The sequence below is a fragment of the Nocardia barduliensis genome (assembly GCF_013315795.1).
In the GTDB taxonomy this organism is placed as follows: Bacteria; Actinomycetota; Actinomycetes; order Mycobacteriales; family Mycobacteriaceae; genus Nocardia; species Nocardia barduliensis.
In genome coordinates this window covers 65,550-90,349 of the sequence record NZ_JABLTE010000003.1, presented here as the reverse complement: position 1 = coordinate 90,349, position 24,800 = coordinate 65,550, and the positions used below count along the sequence as shown (strand labels likewise).

Here is a 24,800-nt window from a genome sequence, read left to right as displayed (position 1 = left end):
GATCGTTCAGTGATTCGAATCGGTAATGTCTGCCCGCAACCATTCGCTGGTACGAGACTGGTTGGGGTTGGGATGGCCGAGCGCGCGTAGCACGAAGCCGTGGACGCACGCCACGAGGTCGGGTTCGTCCGGCGGCAACCCGCCGTTCAGGCCGCTGGTGAGCACGCCGCGCACCAGATGTCCGACGAGCATCGCGCCGGTTTCGGGATCGCCCAGCGGGAGCTCGCCCTTGCGCATGCCCCGCCGGATGATTTCGGACAATTGCTTGTCGAAGATCCCGTACAAGGCGGTGACCTGTTCGGGGAGGACCTCCATCAGATCCTGGTCCAAGAACAGCCGCGTTCGGTGGGCGCGTTCCTGGTCGTAGAGGCTGCCCATGTTGCAATGCAGCCACATGTACATCTGTTCGGTGACCGGAGCGTCGGGATCGATTCGATCCCGGAGTCGGCGGTGGACGATTCGCACCTCGTCCTCCAGAAGTGCGAGCAGTAGGTGGGCTTTGCTCGGGAAGCGGCGATAGAAGTTGCTGGCCGATGTGTGCGAGGCGGCGAGGACTTGGCGGACCTTCAACGACCGGAAGTGGGAGCGTTCGAGCACCGACCATGCCGCGGCCAGGATCCGCTGCGTCTCGGAGTCTCGCACCGAGGGGTGGTAGTCGTCTGTATGAAGTCTTCCACTCTCGTAGGTGGTGACGGACTGCTGCAACTCTGCACCCCTGATCATGGCGAACTACGGTCTAATCCGATAGATAATTCTACTACATGATGTAGGCCGAGCAGCTCGACGGGCAACAGTGTTACCCAGGTCACAGTTGTCGGATGTCCCCCGGTATGATCCAGATCGCTATGCGAGCCTCCGGGGTCGCGGGAGCTGATATGGGGTGCCTGCGCGCCACCGGCGGAACTCGCAGGATGATCGCGAGCCCGCGCCGGTGTCGTCGCGGCCGGCTGCATCACTACCCGCGAGGTTGCGAGCGAGAACGTCACCGTCGATGAACTGCCACGGGTAGTGGTGGGAAGGTCGTCGCGGGAATGACTGCGCGAGCGTGACAGTGTTCAGCGTTGGCGGCTGCTGCGCGGTACGTAGCAGGCCATAGCCTACAGTCGAGGAATGGTGTCACGGCAGAATGCGGGACTGCCGGAGGCCGACCGCAAGCGCACCGGTCGTCCACTGGACTGCACAGTCGAGCGGCGGGTGTTGCGGGAGGCCAGGGCTGAACTGGTGTCCGTCGGGGTCGAAGCGTTCAGCCTCACGGCCACGCTGCGGCGTGCGAAGGTTGGCAACAGTGGCTTCTACCGGCGGTGGTCGAGCGCACAGGAACTCGTCGTCGACGCGCTCGCCTCCATCGCTACTTGGCCGGAAGTTCCCGACCTCGGCGACCTTCGCCGCGAGTTGCGTGTCCTGGTGGATGCCTTCGATCGGCCCGGAGCGTGGGCAGGACTGCAAGTCCTGTTCACCTTCGCCGGGCAGGCGGCCCGGCATCCCGAGCTGTATGCACATGTCCTGCGTACGGTGATCATTCCGGGGAACCAGCGGGTAATCGCGGTATTCGAGCGTGCCTGCGCTCGGAATGAATTCGCACCCGGCGTCGATCCGACGGCGCTCGCGGCGGCGTTCGTCGGTGCGTTGACCGTTGTCGAGCAGTGGTCGGTCAGCGCCGACGACGGCTTCGGTACCGATTTGGACGCCGTGCTCGACACGTTCGCCGCACTGGCCCGTCGCCCCGGTGCCGACAACCGGCAGTAAGTCGTGCGCCAGGCCTACCGATCAGGGTGGGCGACGCCGTGCAACACGTAGCGGGTCAGTTCTTCGATCGCTTCCGCGCGCGACAACGCGACCTCGCCGGGGAACAGCAGGTCCGCGTGGATCACCACCGACAGCACCATGCCGAAGGTCAGCCGGACGGTGATCGCCGGATCGCGCGTGGGCAGGCCGTACTCGGCGACTCCCTCTCGCACAGTTCGTTCGAGGCGGGCGAATAGGCTTTCCAACCGCTCCGCGGTTTCGGGGCGATGTGTGCGGGCCGCGAGCAGGGCGGTCACGAGCCGGCGGTTGTCGTCGAAGAATTCATAGAGCAGGGTGACGTATTCGCGGGCCTGTTCCGTCACCGACTCCCCGCGTATGCCGTGGCTGGACCACCGCCAAGTCCACTGTTCGACGAACTTCTCGAACGGGTCCAGGACGGCGCAGTCGAACAGCCCCGCCTTGTTCCCGAAATGGCGGAACAGCAACACTTCCGTCACTTCGGCCCGCTGTGCGATCTCCTTGGTCGACGCGCCGGCGTAGCCCTGCTCGGCGAACACCGCGCAGGCGGCTTCCACCAACCGGGCGCGTACCTCGTCGCCGGTTCGGCGGCTCCGCGCCGTGCGACCGCCACCGCCGCTCATTCGTCTCCTGGTCGCTCATTTCCCTCCACCGTTGACAGACACTACCCGAGCGCTTATACAGTAACCACTATCTAACGGAGTGGCCTGGAACACAGATGGAGCCCGATAGTGACCGACATAACCGAAATCCCGCCGCAGTCACCCACTGCGGGACGAACGCCGGATGCGCGCCGCGGCGTGCGCGACGACTTCGTGCCCAAAGAGCCTTATTACGCACCGGAATTCGTGCAGCTGGAGAAGCGGCGACTGTGGCCGGAGGTGTGGCAGGTCGCCTGCAGGCTGGAAGAGATCCCCAACCCGGGTGACTTCGTCACCTACGACATCGCGGACGAGTCGATCATCGTCAGCCGGATCGACGAGACGCGGGTGGCGGCGTACTACAACGTGTGCCAGCACCGCGGGCGCCGCTTGACCGAGGGCTGTGGCAACGCCAAGAACTTCTACTGCCGTTACCACGGGTGGCGCTGGGACCTCGACGGAAGCCCGCGTGAGGTCGTCGACCGGGACGACTACAACGGCGCCCTGCAGGATCCCGACATCCGGCTGAAGAACGTCGCCGTCGATACCTGGGGCGGATTCGTGTTCGTCTCCATGGCGGCGGACCCCGAGCCGCTGCGCGACTACCTGGCGCCGGTGCCCGAGATCTTCGACGGCTACGAGTTCGAGAAGATGCGCTACCGCTGGTACAAGTCGGTGGTCCTGCCGTGCAACTGGAAAGTCGCGCTGGAGGCGTTCAACGAGGGCTATCACGTGCAGGCGACCCATCCGCAGATCCTCCGATTCTCCGACGACTGGACGGTGAGCGAGGCATTCGGCAGGCACTCGATGTTCACCTATCCACCGGACAACCGCCCGCTCGGCTTCCCTTCCCGCCGGCTGGGCGGCGAGGTTCCGAAGGACCTGCGCACCGGGCTGGTCGGCTTCCTGGAGATGATGGAGCGGGATCTGCGCGCCATCTACAGCACCCGGGACTTCGAGGCGGCCAAACGCCTGCTTCACGAGGTGCCCGAGGACGAGGAACCCGCCACGGTTCTGATGAAGCTCATGATGTTCCAGCGCGAGGCAGCCCTGGCGGACGGTGCGGGCTGGCCCGAGGGGCTGAGCTTCGAGAACATCGTCCGCGCCGGCGTCGATTGGCACATCTTCCCGAACCTGATCGTGCTGCCCTACATGGACGCGGCGCTGTGGTATCGGGCCCGCCCGCACGGCGACGATCCGGACGCCTGCGTCTTCGATGTGTGGTCGCTGGCGCGCTACCCGGAAGGCGAGGCGCCGCCGCTGGAACGCCAATTCTTCGCCGACTGGCGCGAGCACGACGACTGGGGCGGCATTTTGCCACAGGACTTCCAGAACTTGCACCACGTGCAGCAGGGGATGAAGTCCCGTGGATTCGCCGGCTCGCGCACCAATCCGAACCAGGAGAAGCCCATCTCGAACTTCCATCGCCACCTGCACCAGTACCTCGGCACGGACACCACCGGAGACGGCATTCGATGACTACACCAGCTACGCACCCGGACTCGATGGCGAGCGCCGACGTGCCACCGGAAACCTTGCTCGGCATCTACGGCACCGCCGCACTGATCCACCGGACCGACGAACGCATCCGCGCGCTGCTCATGTCCGGCGAACTCGCCCTGTCCTACTACTCGCCGCGCGGCCAGGAGATCGTCGCCGCGGCGACGGCGGCGGCGCTGCGCCGCGAGGACTACGTCGTCACCACCTATCGCGGCCTGCACGACCAGATCGCCAAAGGCGTGCCGTTGCGATTGCTGCTGGCGGAGTACTTCGGCAAAGTCACCGGCTCGTGCAAGGGCAAGGGCGGACCCATGCACGTCACCCACCCGGAATCCGGAGTCATGCTCACCACGGGCATCGTCGGCAGCGGCCTGCCCATCGCCAACGGGCTGGCGCTGGCCGCCCAGCTGCGCGGCGAGCAGCGCGTCGTCATCGCGAATTTCGGTGACGGCGCCAGCAATATCGGCGCGTTCCACGAGGCGCTCAATCTGGCCTCGATCTGGAAGCTGCCGGTCGTGTTCCTGTGCCAGAACAACGGCTACGCCGAACACACCACCTACGCGAACGGCACCAGTTGCGCCAACGTCGCGGATCGCGCGGTCGGCTACGGCATGCCCGGCGTCACCGTGAACGGCGACGACCCGCACGAGATGTTCACCGCCGCGCGGCAGGCCGTGGAGTCCGCCCGGGCGGGCAACGGCCCGACGCTGCTGGAAGCGCGCACCTTCCGATTCATGGGCCACTTCTTCGGTGACGACAGCAGCTATATCGACAAGGAGATCTACGCAGAGCGGATGGCCGGTGATCCAGTGCCCGCGTTGCGTTCCCGGTTGATCACCGCCGGCATCGCCGACGAGCAACGACTTGCCGTGATCGAGGAGAACGCGCGGCTGGAAATCGAAGACGCGATCCAATTCGCCAGGAGCAGTGACTATCCCGCCCTGGAGGAACTCGGTCGCGACGTGTATGCGCAGGAGGTCACCGTATGAGCGCGCCGACCATCACGTTCGCCCAGGCGTCCAATCTGGCGATGGACGAAGCCCTGGCGACCGACGATTCGGTCTTCCTGCTCGGCGAGGACATCGCCGACCGTGAGGGCGGAGGCGTCGCCAAGGTGACCGCGGGCCTGTCGACGAAGTACGGGGCCCATCGGGTACGCAGCACACCGATCAGCGAGCAGGCCATCGCCGGGGCCGCGGTCGGGGCGGCGCTCGCGGGCATGCGCCCGGTCGCCGAGATCATGCTGGCGAACTTCCTCTCGGTGGCGATGGATCAGATCGTCAACCACGCCGCCAAGATCCGCTTCATGTCCGGCGGCCAGACCGGCGTGCCGCTGACCATCCGCACCATGAGCGGCGCGGGCATGAGTTCCGGGGGCCAGCACTCCGACATGCCGGAGGCTTGGCTCGCGCATGTGCCGGGGTTGAAGGTGGTCACCGGGTCGTCGCCCGCGGAGGTGAAGGGGCTGCTGCTGTCGTGCATCTTCGACGACGATCCCTGCATCTTCCTGGAGACCATGCCGACCTACTGGGACAAGGGCCCCGCGCCCGAGCCGGGCTTGCGCATCCCGTTGGGGAAAGCCAACGTCGTGCGCCCCGGCAGTGACGTCACGGTGATCAGCTACGGAAGGCCGGTGGCCCAGGTCGTCGCGCTGGCGGAACGACTGGCCGCCGAGGGAATCAGCGTCGAGGTCGTCGACCTGCGGACGGTCGCACCGCTGGACAAGGAGACCGTTCTCGCGTCGGTGGCGAAGACCGGTCGCGCCGTCGTGGTGCACGAGGCCGTCACCCAGTTCGGGGTAGGCGCCGAGGTATCGGCCTTGATCGCCGAGGAGTTGGACGTGAGCGCGCGCACTCCGGTGGTCCGGGTCGGTTCGCGCAACTGCCCGGTCCCGTTCACCCGCGTTCTCGAGCAGGGGTACATGTACAGCGTCGACCGCATCGAAGCGGCTATCCGGAAGGTCGCGTGATGCCACTCGTTCACAAGATCAAGATTCCGAAACTGGGGATGGCCGTCGAGGAGGCGACCCTGACGGCTTGGCTGGTGGAGGAGGGCCAGCAGGTCGACGTGGGTACGCCGATCTACGTGGCCGCCACCGACAAGGTGGAGCAGGAGATCGAGTCGCCGGTGGCGGGACGCATCCGGCTGATCGGTGTCATCGAAGAAACCTATCCGGTGGGCACACTGGTCGCCGAGATCGTCGGTGAGCCGTGAGCGCCGAGCAGTGGGATGTCGTCACCGATTGCCTGATGGTCGGGAGCGGCGGTGGCGCACTGTGCGGCGCGCTGGCCGCCGCGGCCGCCGGGCAGCAGGTGCTGGTTCTCGAGAAGACGGACATGATCGGCGGCTCGACGGCGATGTCCGGGGGAGTGCTGTGGCTGCCGGACAATCCCGTGTCGGCGCGGGCAGGCGTGCAGGACAGCCGCGCCGATGCGCTCCGGTACTTCGACGCCGTGGTGGGCCGGGAGACGCCGTCGGCGTCGCCCGAGCGCGTCACGGCCTTCCTCGACTCCATCGGGCCGATGGTCGAATTCCTGGAGCAGCAGGGCATTCCGTTCCGGCACTGCGAAGGCTACTCCGATTACTACGACGACCGGCCGGGCGGGAAGTCACGCGGACGGTCGCTGGAGACAGAACTGTTCGACACGACGCAGCTCGGTCCTTGGCAGCGGAGGCTGCGGATCAGCGCGACCCTCCCCGCGATCCCGATGTACACCGGCGAGGTGGCGCCCGTGACCCGCGGAATGCGGACCTGGCGATCGGTGTCCACCGGGGCGAAGGTGGCGGCGCGACTCGTCGCGGCGGCGGCGCGCAGGCGGTCGGTCCGCGGGTCGGGGGCGGCGCTGCAGGGCTGGATGCTGCTCGCCGCCGTTCGCGCCGATATTCCGGTCTGGACTTCGACCAAGGTGACCGAGCTGATTCAGGACGCGGACGGCACGGTCGCCGGGGTGGCCGCGATACGGGACGGACGCAGGGTACTGATTCGGGCCCGCCGCGGCGTCCTCATCAACTCCGGAGGCTTTTCGCGCAACGCGGCGATGCGGGAGCAGTACGGTCGCAGCCCCGCCTCGACCGAATGGACCACGGCCAACCCGGGGGACACCGGAGAAGTGCTGCAGGCCGCCATGGATCTCGGCGCGGCGACGGATCTGATGGAGGAGGCGTGGTGGATCCCCTCCTCGGTGCTGCCCGACGGCTCACCGCTGTACGCGGTCTACGAGCGGTCGAAGCCGCACGCAATCCTCGTCGACGGCACCGGCGCACGCTACGTGAACGAAGCGGCCTCTTATATGGAGGTCGGCCAGGCCATGTACGAGCGCAACGCGATCGCACCGGCGATCCCGAGTTGGTGGATCATGGACAGCCGCAATCGCCGTCGCTATCTGTGGGGCATGGCCCCAGGCGGGTTCACACCGGCGCGGTGGTTCTCCAGCGGGTACATGCTGAAGGCCCGCTCGATCGCGGAATTGGCCGATCGGTGCGGAATCGACCGGGCGGCGCTGGAGAAGACGCTGGACCGCTACAACGCGGCCGCTGCTCGCGGCGAAGATCCTGATTACGGCAAAGGCGAGCGTGCGTACGACCGGTACTACGGCGATCCGCGAGTACGTCCCAACCCGTGTGTCGCTCCAGTGAGCCACCCGCCGTTCTACGCCGTCGCGATGTACCCCGGCGATGTCGGCACCTGCGGTGGGCTGGTCACCGATCCGGATGCACGTGTGCTGCGGCAGGACGGCACGGCGATCCCAGGTCTGTACGCCACCGGAAACTGCACCGCGTCGGTGATGGGACGGACCTATCCCGGCGCCGGGGCCAGCATCGGCGCATCGTTCGTCTTCGGCTGGCGCGCCGTGCACCACATGGTCGGTGCTGGAGCCGGCATCGCGGACCGAGGCGGGAGACAAGAATGACCGTCCTTCCACAAGCGGATTCGTCCAGAGTCGATGCCGGATCGGCCGAGGTGCCCGACACCTCGGTGGGCACCGAGTTCGTCCGGATCGTGAGCGGTATGCCCGAGGCGCCTGCCCTGCACTGGCTCACCCTGTCCGGTGCTGCTTCCCTCACGTGGACGCAGCTGTACCGGCGCGCCAGCGGCGCGGCGCTGCGACTGCGGGAACTCGATCCGGGTCACGGCCGGGTGGCGCTGGTGGCGTACAACTCCGTGGACTGGATCGTCGCGTTCTACGGGTGTGCCCTGTTGGGGCGGCCGGTGGTACCGATCAGCCCCGCGGTGACCGATGCCGAGGCGACGCACATGCTCTCCCTCGCGCGGGTTTCCTCCCTACTGGTCGTCGACCGGGTGGGTGCGGACTCGACGCTGGCCAGGATGACCACTCTGGCCCAGCGGTTGCCACAGCAGCCGGGGGTCTACGACATCGCCGAATTCGGCCGCTCGGTCGAAGCTTTCGTGGAGCCGGAGTCCGTCGATGCCGGTGCGGAGTTTCTGCTCCAGTTCACCTCCGGAACCACCGGGGTGCCGAAGGCGGCCGTGCTGTCGCATCGCGCGGTGCTCGGCTGCGCCCGGATGTACGCGCAAGGCTGCACGGCGCGAACGGGGGAGTCGTGGCTGAATCCGCTGCCGCTGTTCCATGTCGGTGGCTCGGTCGCCGGACTGCTCGGGGCCATGGTCAACGGTGGCGCCTATGTCATCCTAGATCGGTTCTCCCCGGAGGTGGCGCTGCGCGCGATACGGGAGATCCGCCCGGTTCTGGTCGGGCTGGTTCCCACCATGATCATCGACATCTTGGGGCTGCCGGGCGTCTCGGCGTCGGATTTCGCCAGCGTTCGGCTGGTGATCGGCGGGGCAACCGCGGTCGACCCCGAGCTGATCGCGGACATGGAGAACCGTCTGGGAATCACGTTCATGGTCGCCTACGGCCAGAGCGAGGCGCCGACGATGACGGTGAGCGCGCCCGGCGATCCGGCCGCTGTCCGCACTCGCACGCTGGGCCGGTGCCTGCCCGGCCGGGACTACCAGGTTCGCGACAAGGACGGGAACATCGTTCCCCTCGGCGAGGTCGGCGAGCTGTGCGTGCGCGGACCACTGACGATGACCGGATATCTGCTGTCCGACGGAAGCCTCGACTCCGCCGCGGACGACGCGGGCTGGCGGCGAACCGGTGACCTGTGCTCGATGGATGCCGTCGGAGTGCTGACCTTTCACGGGCGCATCCGCGAGATGATCGTCCGGGGTGGATTGAATGTCTTCCCCGCCGAAGTCGAGCGAGTGCTATCGGCGCACCCGACAATCTCCGAAGCAGCGGTTTTCGGCGTGCCCGACCCCCGGCTGGGCGAGCGGGTGGTCGCCGCGGTGCTGCCCGCTCCCGGCGTCGATGTCGACCTCGCGGGCGTGGCGGCCCTCGCGACGGATCGGCTCAGCCATTACAAGCGCCCTTCCGAATGGGTCATCGTGGCAACACTGCCCCGGACGAGTACCGGGAAGGTCCGCAAACATCTACTGCGGAAGTGGTACGAGGACGGCACTCTGTCGGCGCGATGCGGTGCCGGAGTCGGGTCAGGATCGCTCGGCACAGCTGACGATTCGTCGCCACCAGACCTCGAATAAGTTAATTATTTATGCTATATAGATAGAGCTTCCGGCGGTGTCGCGCCGGCGCCTCGTAACCCGGGTGCCGACAGTGGAACCGTTGGCCGACGAATGGTGGCGGTCGGCCGTATGGAAGGCCCGAACCGCCGGAGTCGGGCATGCCGGCTCCCGCGTTGCGGGCGACAGGAGTTGTCGCGTCTCCGGCGAACAGCGGATCGCGGCGGCGTGCGGGCGCCGATCGACATCGGCGCCCGCCCCCTGTTCGACAAGGCGCCGCGCACGGCGCTACGCGATAGGAAGAAAGAAGTGCGAATGTCCGGGCTGGAGTCAGAGATCGCGGAAGTGTCGGATGCGGCCGGCTTCTGCGAGTAGCCGCGCATCCTTCGAGTCGTGGTCGCGATGACGCCGGAGGGGGGCGAACCGAAGATCTCGGCGGCCCCGATTCCGGCCCGCATGCTCGCCTACCTGGTGGATTTCGTCTGCCCACTCGGGACCTTTGTCGTACTTGTCGTACTCGCGGTCCAGCATTCGCCGAGTACATGGTGGACGCTTGCTTGGGCGACGACGGCCGCCGCGGTGGCGGGTATGGTCGGTCGCAACAGGATCCTTCGGCAGGGGCGCACCGGTCGCACTTGGGGCCGCATCCTCACCGGAACCAGGACTGTCGTCGGTTCGCACGATCGGTCACCCGGTATCCCGCGCACTGTGCTCCGGGAGACGGCGCATTTCGTTGATCTACTCCCGGTGCTGATCATCTGGTTGTGGCCGTGGCGGGGACGTGCGGGGCAATCCTTCGCCGACGCACTCGCGGGCACTTGGGTGATCACGGATCGTACGGCGGCGGCGGCGGCCGATCGGCGCACTGCTCGCCGCATGGCCCTGGTCTCGGTCGTCGGATTCGCGTCCGCGCTCGTCCTGCTGTGCATCTGCCGCTATCGCGCGTGATCGCTCGGAACCTTGTCGCAGTGTTGTCCTCTCGCTGAGCACGGTGACGTGGTGGAACGCGTTGATGCACACGTCCGATGCTCAGCGGCCCGCCTCGAGGCTATCGAGGGTGATGGAGCAACCCGTGCAACAGCAGCGTCGCCAGTTCGTTGAACGCATCCGCCGCCGAGAGGCCCGTGCGTTCGAGCAGTACTCCGGATTGGACTCCCTCGATGGCCAGCGCCACGAGCTGGGAGGCGAACATGCCGTCGGTGGCGCGGAATCGGCCTTCTCGGATGCCGTCGTCGATCAGTTCACGGACGCGTTCGGCTGCACGGGCGGTGTTGCGTGCGTAGATCTCAGCGGTGGGACCGAAGGCCACCATGTCTTCGTAGAAGGTCGAGGAGTTGCGCCGCATCGCGTCCGCGACACCGCTGAGGTAGGTCAGGATCTTGGCTTGCGGGTCGGTTCGGGTGGCCACGTCGGCTTCGATGCGTTCGGCCGATTCGCCGAAGAACTGTTTGGTGGCGAGTACCACCAGTTGCTCCTTGGTCGCGGCGACGCTGTAGAGGGTGGCTTTGGAGCAGTGCAGTCTTTCGGTGAGCTCGCCGATCGTGATGGTGGTGAAGCCTTCGCTGAGAAAAATCTCCTGCACCTGTCGCAGCAAATCGTCGCGGCGCGCGACATCGACCCGCCGCTTGCGGGGGGAGTTGATCGTGTTTCGACGCGCCGGGCTCGTGCGAGGCATGGGATCGAGTGTTTCATACCGGTCATCGGGCCACCGCTGGAGAAGGGTTCGGCCATAACCATCCATGAGGTACTCTTTCGGGTACCAGAGAATCAATTGCAGTACCCGCACTCGCATTGGAGTGGTAATGAGTCCTGACTCTGCAACCCGCGTCGGTGAACTGCTCGAGCAGTTCGGGGCGGCGGACGCGGACGTGGCTTGGCTGTTGTGCGACCGGCATCCGAAATCGGCCCGAGCCCTGACGATCATCGATGAGCGATCGGTGGCGACTCACTACAGCTACGGTGAGCTGGCCGAAGCGTCACGCCGAGTGGCCGCGGTGCTGGCCGAGGACGGTGTGGGGCGCGGCGATCGCGTCGCGACCGTGATGGGCAAGGGCGCCGATCTGGTCGCGGTCGTGCTGGGCATCTGGCGCCTGGGCGCGGTGTATGTGCCGTTGTTCACCGCCTTCGCCGAAGACGCGATCGGTTCGCGGCTCACCGATGCCGGGGCGGTACTCGTCGTGGCCGACGAGGACCAGCAGGCGAAAGTGCCACCCGGTGACTGGACTCTCATCGTCGCCGGTACCGATGCCCCGGACGGGCTCACCGCCCGGCTCGGCGCGGCCGACCCGAGGAATGTCGACTCGGTCCGGGTCGGTGGTGACGGTGCGTTGGTGCACATGTTCACCTCCGGTACGACCGGTAAACCCAAGGGTGTGGTGCATCCGGTGCGATATGTCGCAGGCTGGCAGAACTACCTGGAGTTCGGTCTGGGTGTGGGGTCCGGCAGCGTGTTCTGGTGCGGTGCCGACCCGGGATGGGCCTACGGGCTCTATACCGCGATTGTGGCACCGCTGACGGCCGGCGTGCCGACGATCCTGCTGCGCGGCGGCTTCTCGGCCGCGACGACTTGGGCGGTGCTGAAGGATCTCGCGGTTACCGACTACACCGCTGCGCCCACGGTCTATCGCGGGCTGCGCGCCGCAGGAATCCCGGTACCCGAGAACCTTGCCCTGCGCCGGTTGTCGAGCGCGGGAGAGCCCCTGACCCCGGAGGTCAACGACTGGGCCCGCGAGGCGCTCGGACTCGAGGTGCACGACCACTACGGGCAAACCGAGCTCGGAATGCCGATCGGTTTCCCGCACCACCCGCACCTGCGACGCCCGGTGCTGACCGGAGCGATGGGAACATCGCTGCCGGGCTGGAGGATCACCGTCTTGGGCGACGACGACGCCCCGGTCGCTGCCGGGCGGACCGGGCGGCTGGCGGTCGTGGTCGCGGAAAGTCCGTTGATGTCCTTTCGCGGCTACGTCGGCGGGCGCGGTAGCGACCGATTCCGCGGCGATGGCGCCTATTTCCTGACCGGTGATATCGCCTCGATCGACACCGATGGGATCGTCCGGTTCTGCGCGCGTGACGACGATGTCATCATCATGGCCGGATACCGCATAGGCCCCTTCGACATCGAATCCACCCTGCTGCGGCATCCCGCCGTCGACGAAGCCGCAGTGGTCGCGGGCCCGGACGAGGTACGTGGTGAGGTCGTCGAGGCATTCGTGATCCTCGCGCCCGGCACCGAGGGCACCGACGACCTCGTCGAGCAGCTCCAGCGGTGGGTCAAGGACAATTACGCCGCGCATGCCTATCCGCGCCGTATCCACTTCGTCGAGGCGCTGCCCAAAACCCCGAGCGGCAAGATCCAGCGTGCACAGCTGCGTCGGCGTCGCCGTGAGGACACCCCGGGCGTGGGTGCCTCATGAACTCCTCCGCGCCGGTCCTGATCACCCACACCGGTTCGATCCGCACGCTCACCCTCAACCGCCCCGACCGCCGGAATGCCTTGAACCCGGAGCTGATCGAGGCACTCGATACCGCCCTGACCGAGGCCGAACGAGATCCGCACACCCGGTGCCTGGTCCTCGCCGGAGCGGGCAAAAGCTTCTGCGCCGGCGCTGACCTGCAGTATTTCCTCAGTTCGGTCGACGCCCCGGGCGGGCCGACTCAGTTCCTGCGCCGGGTCTCGGCGGTGGTCACCCGGTTCGAGACCAGCCGCCTGCCGGTGGTCGCCGCCCTGCACGGGCACGCCGTCGCCGGTGGCCTGGAGCTGGCACTGGCCTGCGATGTGGTCGTCGCCGCCGAGACGGCACTCATCGGCGACGGGCATATCCGCAACAATCTCCTTCCGGCCGCGGGCTCGAGCGTGCGGTTGCCGCGCAAAGTGGGCGACTCGATGGCGCGCTGGCTGGCCCTGACCGGACAGCTGGTCCCCGCCCAACGGCTCGCCCCGACCGGCTGGCTGCACGCGGTAGTCCCCGCCGAGGAAGTTCACGCCTGTGCTCACGCCACCGCGATGGAGTTGGCCGCTGCGAGCGGCCCGGCCCAATCCGCGTTCAAAGCCCTGCTGCACACGTTGACCACCATGGACCAAAAGCACGGGCTGGACCGAGAACTCGATGATTTCGAACGGCACTGGAACACCAACGACGTACCGGCCGCACTGACCGCGTTCCTGCGACGCCGATCGGCCTAGTGCATACCGAACCCGCTATCTCACTTTGGGAGTGCAATGAACCGCTACACCGATCAAGTGGTCCTCGTGACCGGCGGAGCCCAAGGGCTCGGCGCGGCCATGGCCGAACGATTCGCGGCCGAAGGCGCGATCGTGGCCATCGGCGATGTCAACGATGTCGCCGCCCACGACCTCGCCGACCGCCTGGAGAAAGAATTCGGTCGCGCCTGCCTGGCCCATCCGGTCGACGTCACCTCCTCCGAAGACGTCAACGCCTGGGTCGAAGCCGTCGCAGGCACGCACGGCCGCGTCGACGTCCTGGTGAACAACGCCGGAATCATCCGTGACAACCGCATCGAGGATATCGACGACAACGACTGGCACTCGGTCGTGGATGTCTCCCTGTCGGGAGCGTTCTTCTGTGCCCGTGCGGTATTGCCGCACATGCGATCACGCAGCTACGGCCGGATCGTCTCGTTCTCCTCGATGAGCTGGCGCGGCAACTTCGGCCAAGCCAACTATGTCGCCGCCAAGGCCGGCATCGTCGGCCTCACCCGCACCCTCGCGCTGGAGACCGCCCGCCAAGGCATCACCGCCAACGCCATAGCGCCCGGCCTCATCGAAACACCCATGCTGGCTTCGATGAACGCCGCGGCCCGCGACAAGCTGATCGCGAAAGTGCCGCAACGCAAGACCGGACAGCCGCAAGATATCGCCGAGGCCGCCGCGTATCTGTGTTCACCGGCCGCCGGATACGTCAGCGGCGTCGTACTCGACGTGGACGGAGGCCTGGGTATCGGTTCATCGATCAGGTAGCCGAGCCCGGCCCGAGCGGCTCGGAGGCAACGCCATATCAACCACCGCCGAGGGCGCCGCTCGACCACCTCGTCGTCGGTGGTCGGAGACCCTGCGGTCATAGCTGCAACGCTGTGGGCAGTAGCGTCAGCGTGGTTCGCCTGTCCGGGTTGTGCGCGGTGAGCCGCCACTGTCGAGGACCCAGACGAGCGGGTGGTGCAGAAGCATTCGATCGATGCGGGATCGAATCAGGGGTTCGGGTAGCGCGTCGGTCGCGTGGTGTGGCTCGGATAGACCCTCGGATTGCCTTGCCAGCCGCACGGCAGTCCGCAAGTCGCCTGGATCACCGTCTCGACCCGGCCGCTGACCATTTCCCGCTCGATCGCCGAGGCGTGCGCCGGGTAGCCGCAGTCCGGGCATTTCTCGAAGAAGTCGAGTACGTCGCGGATCCGCATGTGCAGGACGCGGTCCGGGATCGATCGCGGGGGTGGTATCTGGGTACGCACCATCGGGCGCATTTCGCTGCTGCGCGGGGCGCCGCGCCGATCCGAACCGGTCGGGTTCCGGCGGAGGCGCCGCATAGCGGACTTCGGCATCGACCGGGTGGCGTCGCGGCGGGTGCTGCCGGTCGCGCTGCGCTCCTCCTGGAGCGTGCGGAAATCGCGGCGTGCGCCACGGTGACCTGCCACTGGAGTGCGAGTCGTGTCGGCGCGCGGTGGGGTCGGCTGTTCGTGCGGATCGAGGCGGGCGACCAGGTCGTTCGACGGGTCGGGCATGCACCAACAGTACAGATAAATAATTAATACAGTTGCCTATTTAGGAAATTGGGGTGGGTCCGGTTCGGTCGAGCTCGGATTGCGCTACGGCGGCCCGGCGCAGCGCTCGAGTCAGGGCTTGTTCGCCGCGTCTGCCGGTGTGTAGCCCGCGCCGAAGAGGACGAACCGGGTCAGCGCCGCCTTGATGTCCCGGTCGCTGCCCGCGGCGGGAAACAGAGTGTCGCCACCGAGGGCGGCGCCGAGGACCAGCGCCACGGCAAGTCGAACAGCGTCTCGGATGTCGCTGGTCGCCCCGGTGCCGCTGGCGGCCATATAGCGGTGCACTCCGTCCATCAGCGCGTGGAAGCACGGCGCGAGCGGCGAATGATCGGCAATCAGCTCGTTCTCACCGGCTCCCGCGGCCAGCGAGACGAGTATCTGGCGGTTGGTCGAACATAGGTCGTACAGCCCGGACACGAAGCGAAACGTGACGTCGGTGGGAGTCTGGCGGGTATCGGCGCCCAGGGTCGTCGCGAAGTTGTTCATGAACTCCACCAGGGGAGCGGCCGCTGTTGCTCGGAACAGTTCGGCTTTGGACGTGAAGTGGCGGTACACCATCGACTCCGCGACACCTGCCCGCTGTGCGATCAATCGGATGCTGGTCCGCTCGAATCCACTGCCCATGAACTCGGCGGAAGCCGCGCAGGTGATGAGTTGCCTGACTTCGGCCGACGATCGACGTCTGCGGTCGGTGCTGGTTGCCACCCCGTCATGATCCCATGTCACCTTTAGGGAGGCATCCTCCCTTGACGTGACTCGGATCATATCGTTAAATCATTCATGCGATCCCAATCACAGGTCGAGGTGGCGAAGGCCGCGAGATCTGGTGGGCATCGCGACCACTTTGCCCATCAGCTATCCGTTCGGGTGTGGCCTTCGGCGGCCCGGCGGTTCATCGGATGAGTCGGCCGGTCTCGCGGCGATCCATGTCGTGCCCGAGCTCATCCGTTCCGTAACACCGTGAGGAGATCTATCACATGGCTGCAATCGAGGGCCGGCTGTTCATCGACGGCGAGTTTCGAGAAGCGCGGTCGGGACGCCGATACGACGTGATCAATCCAGCCGACGAATCCGTCGTCGCGACGGCGGCGGACGCGGGAGTCGAGGATGTCGACGACGCGATCACGGCGGCGCGCCGGTTCGCCGACACGTCGGATTGGGCCACCGATCACGAGTTCCGAAGGCGCTGCCTCGTGCAGCTGCAAGGTGCGCTCCGAGAACGACTCGACGACATCAGGGCGCTGGTGACCGCGGAGGCCGGGATCTGCGCATCGGTGCTGCCGACGCATGTCGACCTGATGGTCGACGGGATGGACTATTTCAACGACCTCATCACCTCCTTTCAGTGGGAGGAGCAGTTGCCGGCGTACGAAGTCCTCGGTATGCGGAGCTTGCGCCGCATCCGCTATGAGCCCTACGGCGTCGTCGGTGCGATCACGCCGTGGAACGCGCCGTTCATGACCGCGATCTGGAAAGTGCATCACGGCCTTGCCACAGGTAACGCGGTAGTGCTCAAGAGCGCTCCGGACACCCCGCTGACGGGCGCACTGCTCGCTCGGATCGTGCATGATTCCACCGACATCCCCGCGGGCGCGTTCAACGCGATCAGTTCCGAGGACAAGTCCATTGCCGGCGATGCCATGACGGCTGACCAGCGCATCGACCTTTTCCATTTCACCGGTTCCCCCGGAGTCGGACAGCGGATCGCCGAACGCGCGGCCACTGGAATCCGGCACACCGTTCTCGAGTTGGGTGGAAAATCGGCGAATATTCTCCTGCCGGATGCCGATCTGGACGTAGCGTGCGGGCTCGGTGTGGCCATGTGCATGTCCAGTAGTGGGCAAGGGTGCGCGCTGGCGACTCGTATGGTCGTGCACGCGGACATCTATGACGAGGTGCTCGCGAGGCTGGAGGCGATCGTCGGCAACCTGCCGTGGGGCGATCCGCGGGACCCCGCGAACGTGGTGGGGCCGATCATCCGCGAGGAGCAGTTGAAGCGCGTCGAGGGCTTGGTCGATCGGGCGCGTGCCGAAGGCGCCCGGGTGCTGTGCGGAGGGGCGCGTGGTGATCGGGGCGGGCGCGGATTCTGGTACCAGCCCACTGTTCTCGCCGATGTGGACGAGAACGCCGAGATCGCGCAGACCGAGGTGTTCGGCCCGGTGCTGTCGGTCATCCGTTACGACGGCGACGACGACGAGGCCGTCCGCGTCGCCAACAATTCCCGCTACGGGTTGTCCGGGTACGTGCAATCCGCGGACGAGGAACGTGCGTGGGCGGTAGCCCGCCGCATCAAGGCCGGAACGGTGAATATCGGCGCCTCCTTCTACCTTTCACCCGATGCGCCGTTCGGCGGATACGGCATCAGCGGCGACGGCGTCGAACACGGAATCGCGGGCTTCCGGGAGTACCTGCGCATCAAGTCCATCGCCAGCCCCGAACACTGATCCGAGGAGTGACCATGAGGATGAAAGACAAGGTCGTCGCCATCACCGGCGCCGGTTCGGGGCTCGGCCGGGAGGGCGCGCTCCTGTTCGCCGACGAAGGGGCGAGCGTGGTGGTCAGCGATGTCGTACCCGGACGTGCGCAGAAGGTAGCGAAAGAAATCGAGGTACGAGGCGGACAGGCCACGGCATTGGACGCGGATGTCCGGATCGAGGCCGACATGAAACGGTTGGTGGACACGACGACCACCAGCTATGGCCGCATCGACGTCATGTGGGCGAACGCAGGCATTCCGGAACCGGGATTCGGCATGCAACCGCTGGCCGAATCGTCGCTCGAGGACTGGAACAACATCTTCGCCGTGAATACGACCGGCATCTACCTGGCATGGAAATGCGCCGCGCAGTGGATGATCGGGAACAACGTCGGCGGTGCGCTGCTGGCGACATCGTCGGCCGCCTCGTTCACGGCGTACCCGGGGTTCCCCATGTACACAGCATCGAAGGCCGCTGTGAACGGCTTGGTGCGGGCGGCGGCACTCGAGTTCGGCAAGTACGGGATTCGCGCCAACGCGTTGTGCCCGACCCACGGGATGTCGGTGAATTTCGCACTGCCGCCGGACGCCGAGGTTCTCGGTAAGTCGTACGAGGAGATGCAGCCATGGGACCCGGACAAGCGGGCGATGCCGCTGCGCCTCGATCGGCCACCGACTCTCCGCGACAATGCCGATCTCGCGTTGTTCCTGGCATCCGACGAGTCGCGATACATGTCCGGGCAGACGATCCAATCGGCGGATGGCGGGCAGTTCGCTCGCACGTCGATCATCTTCCCGACCGATCTGGGCGTGACGGATGACATCACGTCGGGTTCGATCCCGGACGAGCTCCGCGATCAGCTGGATCGGTGATCGCGGATGCAGTCGACCACCAGATTCGATCCCCGCATCTCGGGACTGTCACAGCAGGTGAAGACCCTGGCCAGTCCGCAGGAGGTGTACTTCGAGAAGGCGCGGGACATCCGCGCGGAACATCTCGACGGGGCCCTGCATCTCTACCGCCACGACGATATTCTCGCCCTCAACAAACACCCCGACGTGCTGGGCAACGGTGGCCGAGGGGGGAGCTTCGGCCACGATGGAAGGCTGATCCCCCTCGAAATCGACGGACCCGACCACAAGAAGTGGCGGCGGCTGCTGGACCCCATGTTCGCCCCGAAACGGATGCAGCGGCTCGAAAATCAGATACGTCGGCTGGCGGCCGACCTGATCGAAAACGCTCGAGCGGCCGGCGGCGCCGAGTTCAACAGTGGTTTTTGCACGCCGCTGCCATGCCTGACGTTCCTCGGGCTCGTCGGCGCCCCCATTGCGGATCTCGACTTCTTCCTGGAGTTCAAGGAGGGAGTCATCCATCCGAAGGGCGATACCACCGAGGAGATCGAAGCGAATATGGCAGTGGCAGGGGGGAAGTTGCTGGAATATTTCGACGGGTTCCTGAAGGACAAACGCAAGCGCCTCGATGACGACGATGTCATCGCGGAACTCTTGCGATCCGAGGTGGCGGGCGAGCCGCTGGCCGAGTTCGACCTGATCAACATCCTGTTCCTGTTGATGTTCGCGGGACTGGACACCGTGACGGCCTCGCTGTCGTGTTCGATCGCGTGGCTCGGAAGGAATCCGGAGCACCGACGGAGCCTGGTCGACTCTCCGGAGTTGCTGATGCCCGCCATCGAGGAACTGCTCCGGTACGAGTCACCGGTTCCCTCGGGCATGCGATATCCGGTTCGGGACATCGATCTCGGCGACGGGCTGATCATCCGGGAAGGCGAACAGATCAACGCGTTCTGGGCTGCGGCGAACGTGGATCCGACCTATCACGAGGATCCCCTGCGTGTGGACTTCGGCCGGCCCAGGGTCGGTCACATGACGTTCGCCAGCGGAGTGCACCGGTGTCTCGGATCTCACCTCGCGCGCCTGGAACTGCGGATCGCTCTGGAGGAAGTGCTCGCGCAGATTCCGCGATACGAGGTGGATATCGATGCCTTGGCATACGACAACGTGGCGGTTCGGACGGTCACCCATCTGCCCGTGGTGATCTCATGATCGCGGGACGCCGGAGTGTGGTGCGATCGGTGGCGCGCTGGTCGACCGGAAAGGCGGTGTCGCACCGATGAGACTTCGCCTGGAGACTGATAAGTGCGCCGGACACGCGGTGTGTCATGCGATGGATGCCGATTTGTTTCCGCTCGACGACAACGGCTACTCCGCGGTGCAATCCACGGCACTTGCGCCGCAGGATGTCGGGCGCGCACAAGACGGGGTGAACGCGTGTCCGGAGCGCGCCCTCCTGATTGATGAGTGAGTCGTCGGCGATCCGACCATTCCAGTGAGTTCGCCGGTGTCCTCACGGGCACCGGCGAACTCGCAGTGATCGTTGTTGCGCAAGCGCTCGCGCGGGTCTGGCGAACCTGTGATCGAGGCAGGTAACGCCGGCTCGATTGACACGATGGCTCACAATGTGTCCCGGCATTTGTGACAGATTCTCTCGAAGCGAGAGTGTCTCGAGGAGTTCGGCGCCGATGGCCGCGGCGGGGACGGTGGTTGGCTACGGCAGGACATCCACCAACGTCGCGTCGGAGTTGCCGACCATGTATTTCGCGACGCCCTCGAGGTGTCGCCGCCAGTGCGCCTGCGCTCCGCCGACGTCGCCGTCGCGCAGCAATTTGACCAGCTTGGTCCACGCCCGTTGTGCAGCGCGTTGCGCCGGTCCCTCGTGGCCTTCTTCGTGGGCGGCGATGAATACGACGTTGTGCACTTCGATGATCTTGAACAGTATCTCGGCGAGGACACCCAGGGTGATGTTGCCCGCGAGGCCGACGAGCGCTTGGTGCAGGCGGACGTCGTGTTGCGCGAAAGCCTCGGCGTCGTCGATCAGTTCAGCGCCCTTGTGCACCATCTGGTCGAGTTGGTCGAGGCCGCCCGCGGAAGCACTGTTCCTGCCCTTGCTGTTGCCCAGCATTCCGACCGCGGCCACCTCGAGTTCCGTGCGAGCCCGATAGACGTCGACCAGGGGGGTCCCCTTGTACTGCAGGAGCAGGCCGGTGTACCTGGCCGCTACGGCGTCATCGAGTTTGAGCACGCGGGCGCCACCGTGCGCGCCCCGCAGCACCGTGATGATCGACTCCGACTCGAGGATGCGGAAAGCCTCGCGCAGCGTGGGTCGGGAAACCCCGAAGTGCTCCATGAGTTCCGCCTCGTTCGGCAGGGGGTCGCCCACGGACAACTCTCCGGTGATGACGCGTCGGCGAAGATCGGCCGCTACCAATTCACCGGCCTTGGGTACCTTCACCACACTCGACCCGACCAATCTGGCCACGGAAACCTCGCTTTTCCTCGTGCTGCCATGTCGAATCCACATCATGCCAGGTGGGTGCAGCGATGCATCGCACGTCCGCTATAATCAGTTAGACTGTTGTGCTCATATTACCTCATCTGCGCTGCGCAGCACTTTCAGCACGCTCCGCACGATTCTCGATCCCGAGCACGACCATTCTCGTGCCACTGCCGTGCCTTTCTATTCGCTACGTGCGTTGCGCTTCCACCATCTCCCGCACCCGTGCGATGTGCTCCGGCGAAGTGAGGCTTTGCCGCTCGGCCGCGATCGCCTGCTCGAGCAGTGCTCCGAGAACCCGGCCGGAGCCTGCGTTCATCAAGCGTTTGGTGTCCTGCAGCGCCCGTCGTGGGATCGCGGCGAGGCGGTGCGCGAGTTCCAGCGCGGTCGACTGCACGTCTTCCGCCGGAACGACGCGGTTGACCAGGCCGTACTCGAGCGCTTTCCGGGCTGGGATCCGCTCGCCGAGCAGAACGAATTCCTTGGCCCGCATCAGTCCGGCCATCAGTGGCCAGAGCATGGCGGTGCCGTCCGCGGGCACCAAGCCGACCGCGAGGTGTGGATCGGCCAGAAAAGAAGTCTCGGATGCCACGGCGAGGTCGGACAACGCCACCAGGCTGGCCCCCAAGCCGACCGCGGGACCATTGACCGCCGCCACGATCGGCTGGGGAAGTCCGGTCATGCCGTGTGCGATTCGGCGCGCTTCATCGAACACCTCGTCCTGCACGTCGGCGTCTCGCTGCGTCTCCACCATGCGGGGAAGGTCGCCGCCGGCGCTGAAGGCGCGACCTGCGCCGGTCAGGACAACGGCGCGCACCTCGCGGTTCGCCGCCAGATCGGCCCAGACGTCGGCGAGTTCCCGGTGCATGACCGCATCGGCGGCGTTCCTCGCCTCCGGCCGGTTCATGGTCACCACGGCCACGGGGCCGGTGTCCTCGATGGTCAGCGTGCTGTATCGGGTCACGTCACTCCCTCTCCTGAACAGTTGACATTTGCCGTTGCGGCGACCAAGGCTGCCGACGGATCGCCGAGGCGACCAGGGCGGCGTAGCGGTCGGCGAGGGCCGCTGCCTCTCGGCACTGCACACGCACTCGTTCATCGGCGCCGCCGTGCTGCCGCAGCGACCGATGGAACTCGACCGAAGCTTGTGCGACCTGGTCCACGGTGCGGCCGATCTGATCCCGGTCTTCGCTCGGCAGATGGGGCAGAGCGGTGCTCAGCAGTGTCTCGATACCGAGCAGTAGCTGGGCACGCGCTCGTTTCGGGCCGGTGTCTTGCGACCCGGTCGGCTCTGCCGCATAGCAGTCCGCGAGGTCTCGTGCGAGTCCGGTGATCACGCGGGCGAGAGGACCCCCCTGCGCGTCGACGGAGTGTCCCCGCACCGCTCGCAAGAGCTCCAACGAGGTGGGCAGAACGGCGCCCACCTCGATACGGGCGTGCGAGCTGTCGTGTCGCGACGGCCGCCCCTGGTTGCTTTCTCTCGGGCGCGCCGACAATTGGATGCTCATGTCAGTCCGGTGACCAGATTCCACAATCCCGCACCCGACTTGCGAAGAGCCGCCTCGCCGAGCACGTGCTCCCAGTGCTGCGGTCCACCGAACTCCGAACGCCATGCCAATGCCCGCAGGGTGAAGTGACGTAACCGATGATCGAGCGTGAATCCGATCGCCCCGTGCGCTTGGTGAGCGTTGCGCGCCACGATCGGCGCTGACCGTGACGTCTGAGCCTTGGCCACCGCGATCGCCAATCCGCTGCGCTCGTCTTCGAAACCCGCTTCGGTGACGCGGGACACGGCGAATTCGGTTGCGGCGCGGGCCATGGCGACCGCGCCGGCCGACTCCGCGACCAGCGACTGGACAGCCTGGAACTTGCCGAGCGGCCTACCGAACTGCTGGCGGGTGCCGACATGTTCGATGGTGAGCTCGAGCGCCTGTTCTATCGCCCCACAGATCTGGATCGAACGGCCGAGCGCACCACGCAGCATGAATTCACGCCCGACTCGGTGCGGCGCCGGGCCGATGGCGCTCGGGGCCAGTTCGACGTCGACGACGATTCGATCGCGAGGGTCCCGCGCCAGATCGGTGCCGGGCTCGATGCTCAGGTCGGCGGCGGATACCAGTGCGACCGAGTGGTCGTTGGCGAGCACGAGCGCGTCAACGGCACGCGCCCATGGCACGCGATCCAAAGATGCGGTCACCCGGTGGTCGTCGATGACGAGCGACGGGTCGTACGCGGCGGTAAGCGGCGCGTCGGGTACCGGCAGCCCCGCCGCGCGCAGCAGCCAGGACGCCAGAAGATCGGTTTCGGCGAGCGGGACCGGCGCGGCGTGCGCGGCGGCACTCGCGATCACCACAGCGAGGTCGGCTTGGGTCGCACCGCTGCCGCCGTCGGACTCGGGCGTCGTCAGAAGGGTGAGTCCGGACTCGGCGAGTGTCTTCCACAGCGTGGGGCTGAACGGGATCTCGGTGTCCGGTACGTCCAGGACGGCGCGCGCGGTGGCGGAGAAGATGTCGTCCGCGAGGCCCCTGAGTTCGGTCAGTTCCTCGGCGCGGCCGGGTGCGTCGAATGTCATCGCAGTCCTAATCCTCGTGCCACCACGCCGCGGAGGATCTCGCTGGTTCCGCCGCGCAGGGTGAATCCGGGTGTGTGCAGCAGTCCTTCACCGAGCAGCCGGGTGAACTCGTCAGCGGAGCCGGGATCCGCGTCGGTCGCGACGGCGGTCGCGGCGACTTCGACCACGTCGCCTTCGTAGCGCGTGCCGAGGTCTTTCACCAGCGCTGCGGAGAGGTCCGCGGACTTCCCTTCCGACAGCGCATTGGCCACTGCCGAGGACAGCTGTCGCAGCGTGGTCAGCCGCGCCACGAGTGCGCCGAGCGACGTGACCGATGCCGTGTCGAGCTCGTCGCTGTCGGCCACTCTGGTGAGGAACGCCTCCAGTAGCGGTTGGGTCGACAGGATGCGTTCGGGGCCACTGCGCTCGAATCCGAGTTCGGAGGTCACCTGTCGCCACCCTTCGCCGGGCGTGCCGAGCACCATGTGGTCCGGGACGAAGACGTGATCCAGCACCACCTCGTTGAAGTGATGCTGTCCGGTGAGAAGCCGGATGGGGCGTATCTCGATGCCCGGCGAATCGAGCGTCACGATGAACTGGCTCAAGCCGTCGTGACGCCGTGCGGTATCGAGCGGGGCACTGCGAGCGAGAACGAAGAAGGCGTGCGCGTGGTGCGCTCCCGATGTCCAGACCTTGGTCCCGGTCAGCTCCCAGCCTCCGTCGACGCGCGTGGCCTTCGTCCGCACGCTGGCCAGGTCCGACCCGGACTCGGGCTCGCTCATGCCGATCGCGAAGAAGCACTGCCCTGCGGCGATCGCGGGGAGGTACTCGCGCCGCTGGCGGTCGGTGCCGTAGCTGAGCAACGCGGGGACGACCTGCCGGTCGGCGACCCAGTGCGCGGCCACCGGCGCGCCCGCGGCGAGCAGTTCCTCGGTGACGACGAACCGGTCGAGATGGCTGCGCCCGTGGCCGCCGTATTCGGTCGGGACGGTCATGCCCAACCATCCGCGTCCGGCCAGACGCTCGCTGAATCCCGGATCCCACGACGAGATCCACGAGTCGACGTGTGGCTGCCAGCCGTGCGTCGCGCGATCCTGGATCAGGAACGCGCGCACTTCGGCGCGAAGCGCGTCCGCCTCCGGCGGGAAGGCGCGCAAAGGGGGGATCAGCGAAGTGTTCAATGTCGTCTTTCCAGT

The 24,800-nt window shown here is 66.5% G+C and carries 26 protein-coding genes; 16 read left to right on the top strand and 10 right to left on the bottom strand.

Annotated elements, in window-relative coordinates; genetic code table 11:
* Positions 1–6: 6 nt before the first annotated feature.
* Positions 7–723, bottom strand: a complete 717-nt coding sequence (locus HOV91_RS02600; protein ID WP_174183796.1) for a TetR/AcrR family transcriptional regulator — start codon at positions 721–723, stop codon at positions 7–9.
* A 387-nt stretch (positions 724–1,110) separates the two neighbouring features.
* Here HOV91_RS02600 and HOV91_RS02595 point away from each other — a divergent pair, with 387 nt between their 5' ends.
* On the top strand, positions 1,111–1,746 hold the full coding sequence (locus HOV91_RS02595; RefSeq protein WP_174183795.1) for a TetR-like C-terminal domain-containing protein: 636 nt from the start codon (positions 1,111–1,113) through the stop codon (positions 1,744–1,746).
* A 14-nt stretch (positions 1,747–1,760) separates the two neighbouring features.
* Here the strand turns inward: HOV91_RS02595 and HOV91_RS02590 are convergent, their stop codons facing one another.
* Complete coding sequence (locus HOV91_RS02590) at positions 1,761–2,387, bottom strand: TetR/AcrR family transcriptional regulator (RefSeq protein WP_174183794.1); 627 nt, start codon at positions 2,385–2,387, stop codon at positions 1,761–1,763.
* Between the two features lie 108 nt (positions 2,388–2,495).
* On the opposite strand from HOV91_RS02590, the gene HOV91_RS02585 reads away from it, so the two are divergent.
* The 8 genes from HOV91_RS02585 to HOV91_RS02555 all read left to right on the top strand — a co-directional run bounded on the left by HOV91_RS02585 (position 2,496) and on the right by HOV91_RS02555 (position 10,398).
* Positions 2,496–3,884 (top strand): aromatic ring-hydroxylating oxygenase subunit alpha, encoded by a 1,389-nt coding sequence (locus HOV91_RS02585; protein WP_312884439.1) that lies wholly within the window; start codon positions 2,496–2,498, stop codon positions 3,882–3,884.
* Positions 3,881–4,894 carry a thiamine pyrophosphate-dependent dehydrogenase E1 component subunit alpha gene (locus tag HOV91_RS02580; RefSeq protein ID WP_246349729.1) on the top strand — a complete coding sequence of 338 codons (1,014 nt, stop codon included), beginning with the start codon at positions 3,881–3,883 and terminating at the stop codon, positions 4,892–4,894. The genes HOV91_RS02585 and HOV91_RS02580 overlap by 4 nt, the downstream gene beginning before the upstream one ends.
* Positions 4,891–5,874, top strand: a complete 984-nt coding sequence (locus tag HOV91_RS02575; protein ID WP_174183793.1) for an alpha-ketoacid dehydrogenase subunit beta — start codon at positions 4,891–4,893, stop codon at positions 5,872–5,874. Before HOV91_RS02580 ends, HOV91_RS02575 begins: the two co-directional genes overlap by 4 nt.
* The gene (locus HOV91_RS02570; RefSeq protein ID WP_174183792.1) at positions 5,874–6,119 is read left to right on the top strand and encodes a biotin/lipoyl-containing protein; all 246 of its coding nucleotides are present in this window, start codon (positions 5,874–5,876) and stop codon (positions 6,117–6,119) included. The genes HOV91_RS02575 and HOV91_RS02570 overlap by 1 nt, the downstream gene beginning before the upstream one ends.
* Positions 6,116–7,816, top strand: coding sequence for an FAD-binding protein (locus HOV91_RS02565; protein WP_312884438.1), 1,701 nt, complete (start codon positions 6,116–6,118; stop codon positions 7,814–7,816). The genes HOV91_RS02570 and HOV91_RS02565 overlap by 4 nt, the downstream gene beginning before the upstream one ends.
* Positions 7,813–9,471 (top strand): class I adenylate-forming enzyme family protein, encoded by a 1,659-nt coding sequence (locus HOV91_RS02560; protein WP_246349727.1) that lies wholly within the window; start codon positions 7,813–7,815, stop codon positions 9,469–9,471. Before HOV91_RS02565 ends, HOV91_RS02560 begins: the two co-directional genes overlap by 4 nt.
* 207 nt (positions 9,472–9,678) lie before the next feature.
* A complete protein-coding gene (locus HOV91_RS39400; protein ID WP_217439313.1) occupies positions 9,679–9,825 on the top strand; it encodes a hypothetical protein in 147 nt (48 codons plus the stop codon).
* 27 nt (positions 9,826–9,852) lie between these two features.
* On the top strand, positions 9,853–10,398 hold the full coding sequence (locus HOV91_RS02555; RefSeq protein ID WP_246349752.1) for an RDD family protein: 546 nt from the start codon (positions 9,853–9,855) through the stop codon (positions 10,396–10,398).
* A 100-nt stretch (positions 10,399–10,498) separates the two neighbouring features.
* Here the strand turns inward: HOV91_RS02555 and HOV91_RS02550 are convergent, their stop codons facing one another.
* Complete coding sequence (locus tag HOV91_RS02550) at positions 10,499–11,125, bottom strand: TetR/AcrR family transcriptional regulator (RefSeq protein WP_174183790.1); 627 nt, start codon at positions 11,123–11,125, stop codon at positions 10,499–10,501.
* 127 nt (positions 11,126–11,252) lie between these two features.
* On the opposite strand from HOV91_RS02550, the gene HOV91_RS02545 reads away from it, so the two are divergent.
* Genes HOV91_RS02545 through HOV91_RS02535 form a run of 3 tightly spaced genes read left to right on the top strand, consistent with a single transcriptional unit; the run spans position 11,253 to position 14,431 of the window.
* Positions 11,253–12,866, top strand: coding sequence for an AMP-binding protein (locus HOV91_RS02545; RefSeq protein ID WP_174183789.1), 1,614 nt, complete (start codon positions 11,253–11,255; stop codon positions 12,864–12,866).
* A complete protein-coding gene (locus tag HOV91_RS02540) occupies positions 12,863–13,636 on the top strand; it encodes an enoyl-CoA hydratase/isomerase family protein (RefSeq protein WP_174183788.1) in 774 nt (257 codons plus the stop codon). The genes HOV91_RS02545 and HOV91_RS02540 overlap by 4 nt, the downstream gene beginning before the upstream one ends.
* Positions 13,637–13,672: 36 nt before the next feature.
* Entirely contained in the window at positions 13,673–14,431 is a 759-nt protein-coding gene (locus HOV91_RS02535) for an SDR family NAD(P)-dependent oxidoreductase (protein ID WP_174183787.1), read from the top strand.
* 227 nt (positions 14,432–14,658) lie between these two features.
* Here the strand turns inward: HOV91_RS02535 and HOV91_RS02530 are convergent, their stop codons facing one another.
* Both HOV91_RS02530 and HOV91_RS02525 read right to left on the bottom strand, forming a co-directional pair.
* The gene (locus tag HOV91_RS02530; protein WP_174183786.1) at positions 14,659–15,186 is read right to left on the bottom strand and encodes a hypothetical protein; all 528 of its coding nucleotides are present in this window, start codon (positions 15,184–15,186) and stop codon (positions 14,659–14,661) included.
* 111 nt (positions 15,187–15,297) lie between these two features.
* On the bottom strand, positions 15,298–15,930 hold the full coding sequence (locus HOV91_RS02525) for a TetR/AcrR family transcriptional regulator (protein ID WP_174183785.1): 633 nt from the start codon (positions 15,928–15,930) through the stop codon (positions 15,298–15,300).
* 272 nt (positions 15,931–16,202) lie between these two features.
* Between HOV91_RS02525 and HOV91_RS02520 the strand changes: the two genes are divergently transcribed.
* The 4 genes from HOV91_RS02520 to HOV91_RS02505 all read left to right on the top strand — a co-directional run bounded on the left by HOV91_RS02520 (position 16,203) and on the right by HOV91_RS02505 (position 20,024).
* Positions 16,203–17,669, top strand: coding sequence for an aldehyde dehydrogenase family protein (locus HOV91_RS02520; RefSeq protein ID WP_174183784.1), 1,467 nt, complete (start codon positions 16,203–16,205; stop codon positions 17,667–17,669).
* 14 nt (positions 17,670–17,683) lie between these two features.
* Positions 17,684–18,574 (top strand): SDR family NAD(P)-dependent oxidoreductase, encoded by an 891-nt coding sequence (locus HOV91_RS02515; RefSeq protein WP_174183783.1) that lies wholly within the window; start codon positions 17,684–17,686, stop codon positions 18,572–18,574.
* 6 nt (positions 18,575–18,580) lie between these two features.
* Complete coding sequence (locus HOV91_RS02510; protein WP_174183782.1) at positions 18,581–19,765, top strand: cytochrome P450; 1,185 nt, start codon at positions 18,581–18,583, stop codon at positions 19,763–19,765.
* A 67-nt stretch (positions 19,766–19,832) separates the two neighbouring features.
* Positions 19,833–20,024 (top strand): ferredoxin, encoded by a 192-nt coding sequence (locus tag HOV91_RS02505; RefSeq protein WP_174183781.1) that lies wholly within the window; start codon positions 19,833–19,835, stop codon positions 20,022–20,024.
* Positions 20,025–20,267: 243 nt separating this feature from the next.
* Here HOV91_RS02505 and HOV91_RS02500 read toward each other — a convergent pair whose 3' ends face one another.
* From HOV91_RS02500 to HOV91_RS02485, 5 genes are all read right to left on the bottom strand, one after another.
* Positions 20,268–21,080, bottom strand: coding sequence for a FadR/GntR family transcriptional regulator (locus HOV91_RS02500; RefSeq protein ID WP_174183860.1), 813 nt, complete (start codon positions 21,078–21,080; stop codon positions 20,268–20,270).
* Positions 21,081–21,243: 163 nt separating this feature from the next.
* On the bottom strand, positions 21,244–22,017 hold the full coding sequence (locus HOV91_RS02495; protein ID WP_312884437.1) for an enoyl-CoA hydratase/isomerase family protein: 774 nt from the start codon (positions 22,015–22,017) through the stop codon (positions 21,244–21,246).
* Position 22,018: 1 nt separating this feature from the next.
* Positions 22,019–22,561, bottom strand: coding sequence for a hypothetical protein (locus HOV91_RS39660; RefSeq protein ID WP_246349725.1), 543 nt, complete (start codon positions 22,559–22,561; stop codon positions 22,019–22,021).
* On the bottom strand, positions 22,558–23,625 hold the full coding sequence (locus HOV91_RS02490) for an acyl-CoA dehydrogenase family protein (RefSeq protein WP_174183779.1): 1,068 nt from the start codon (positions 23,623–23,625) through the stop codon (positions 22,558–22,560). The genes HOV91_RS39660 and HOV91_RS02490 overlap by 4 nt, the downstream gene beginning before the upstream one ends.
* A complete protein-coding gene (locus HOV91_RS02485; RefSeq protein ID WP_174183778.1) occupies positions 23,622–24,785 on the bottom strand; it encodes an acyl-CoA dehydrogenase family protein in 1,164 nt (387 codons plus the stop codon). Before HOV91_RS02485 ends, HOV91_RS02490 begins: the two co-directional genes overlap by 4 nt.
* Between the last annotated feature and the right edge of the window lie 15 nt (positions 24,786–24,800).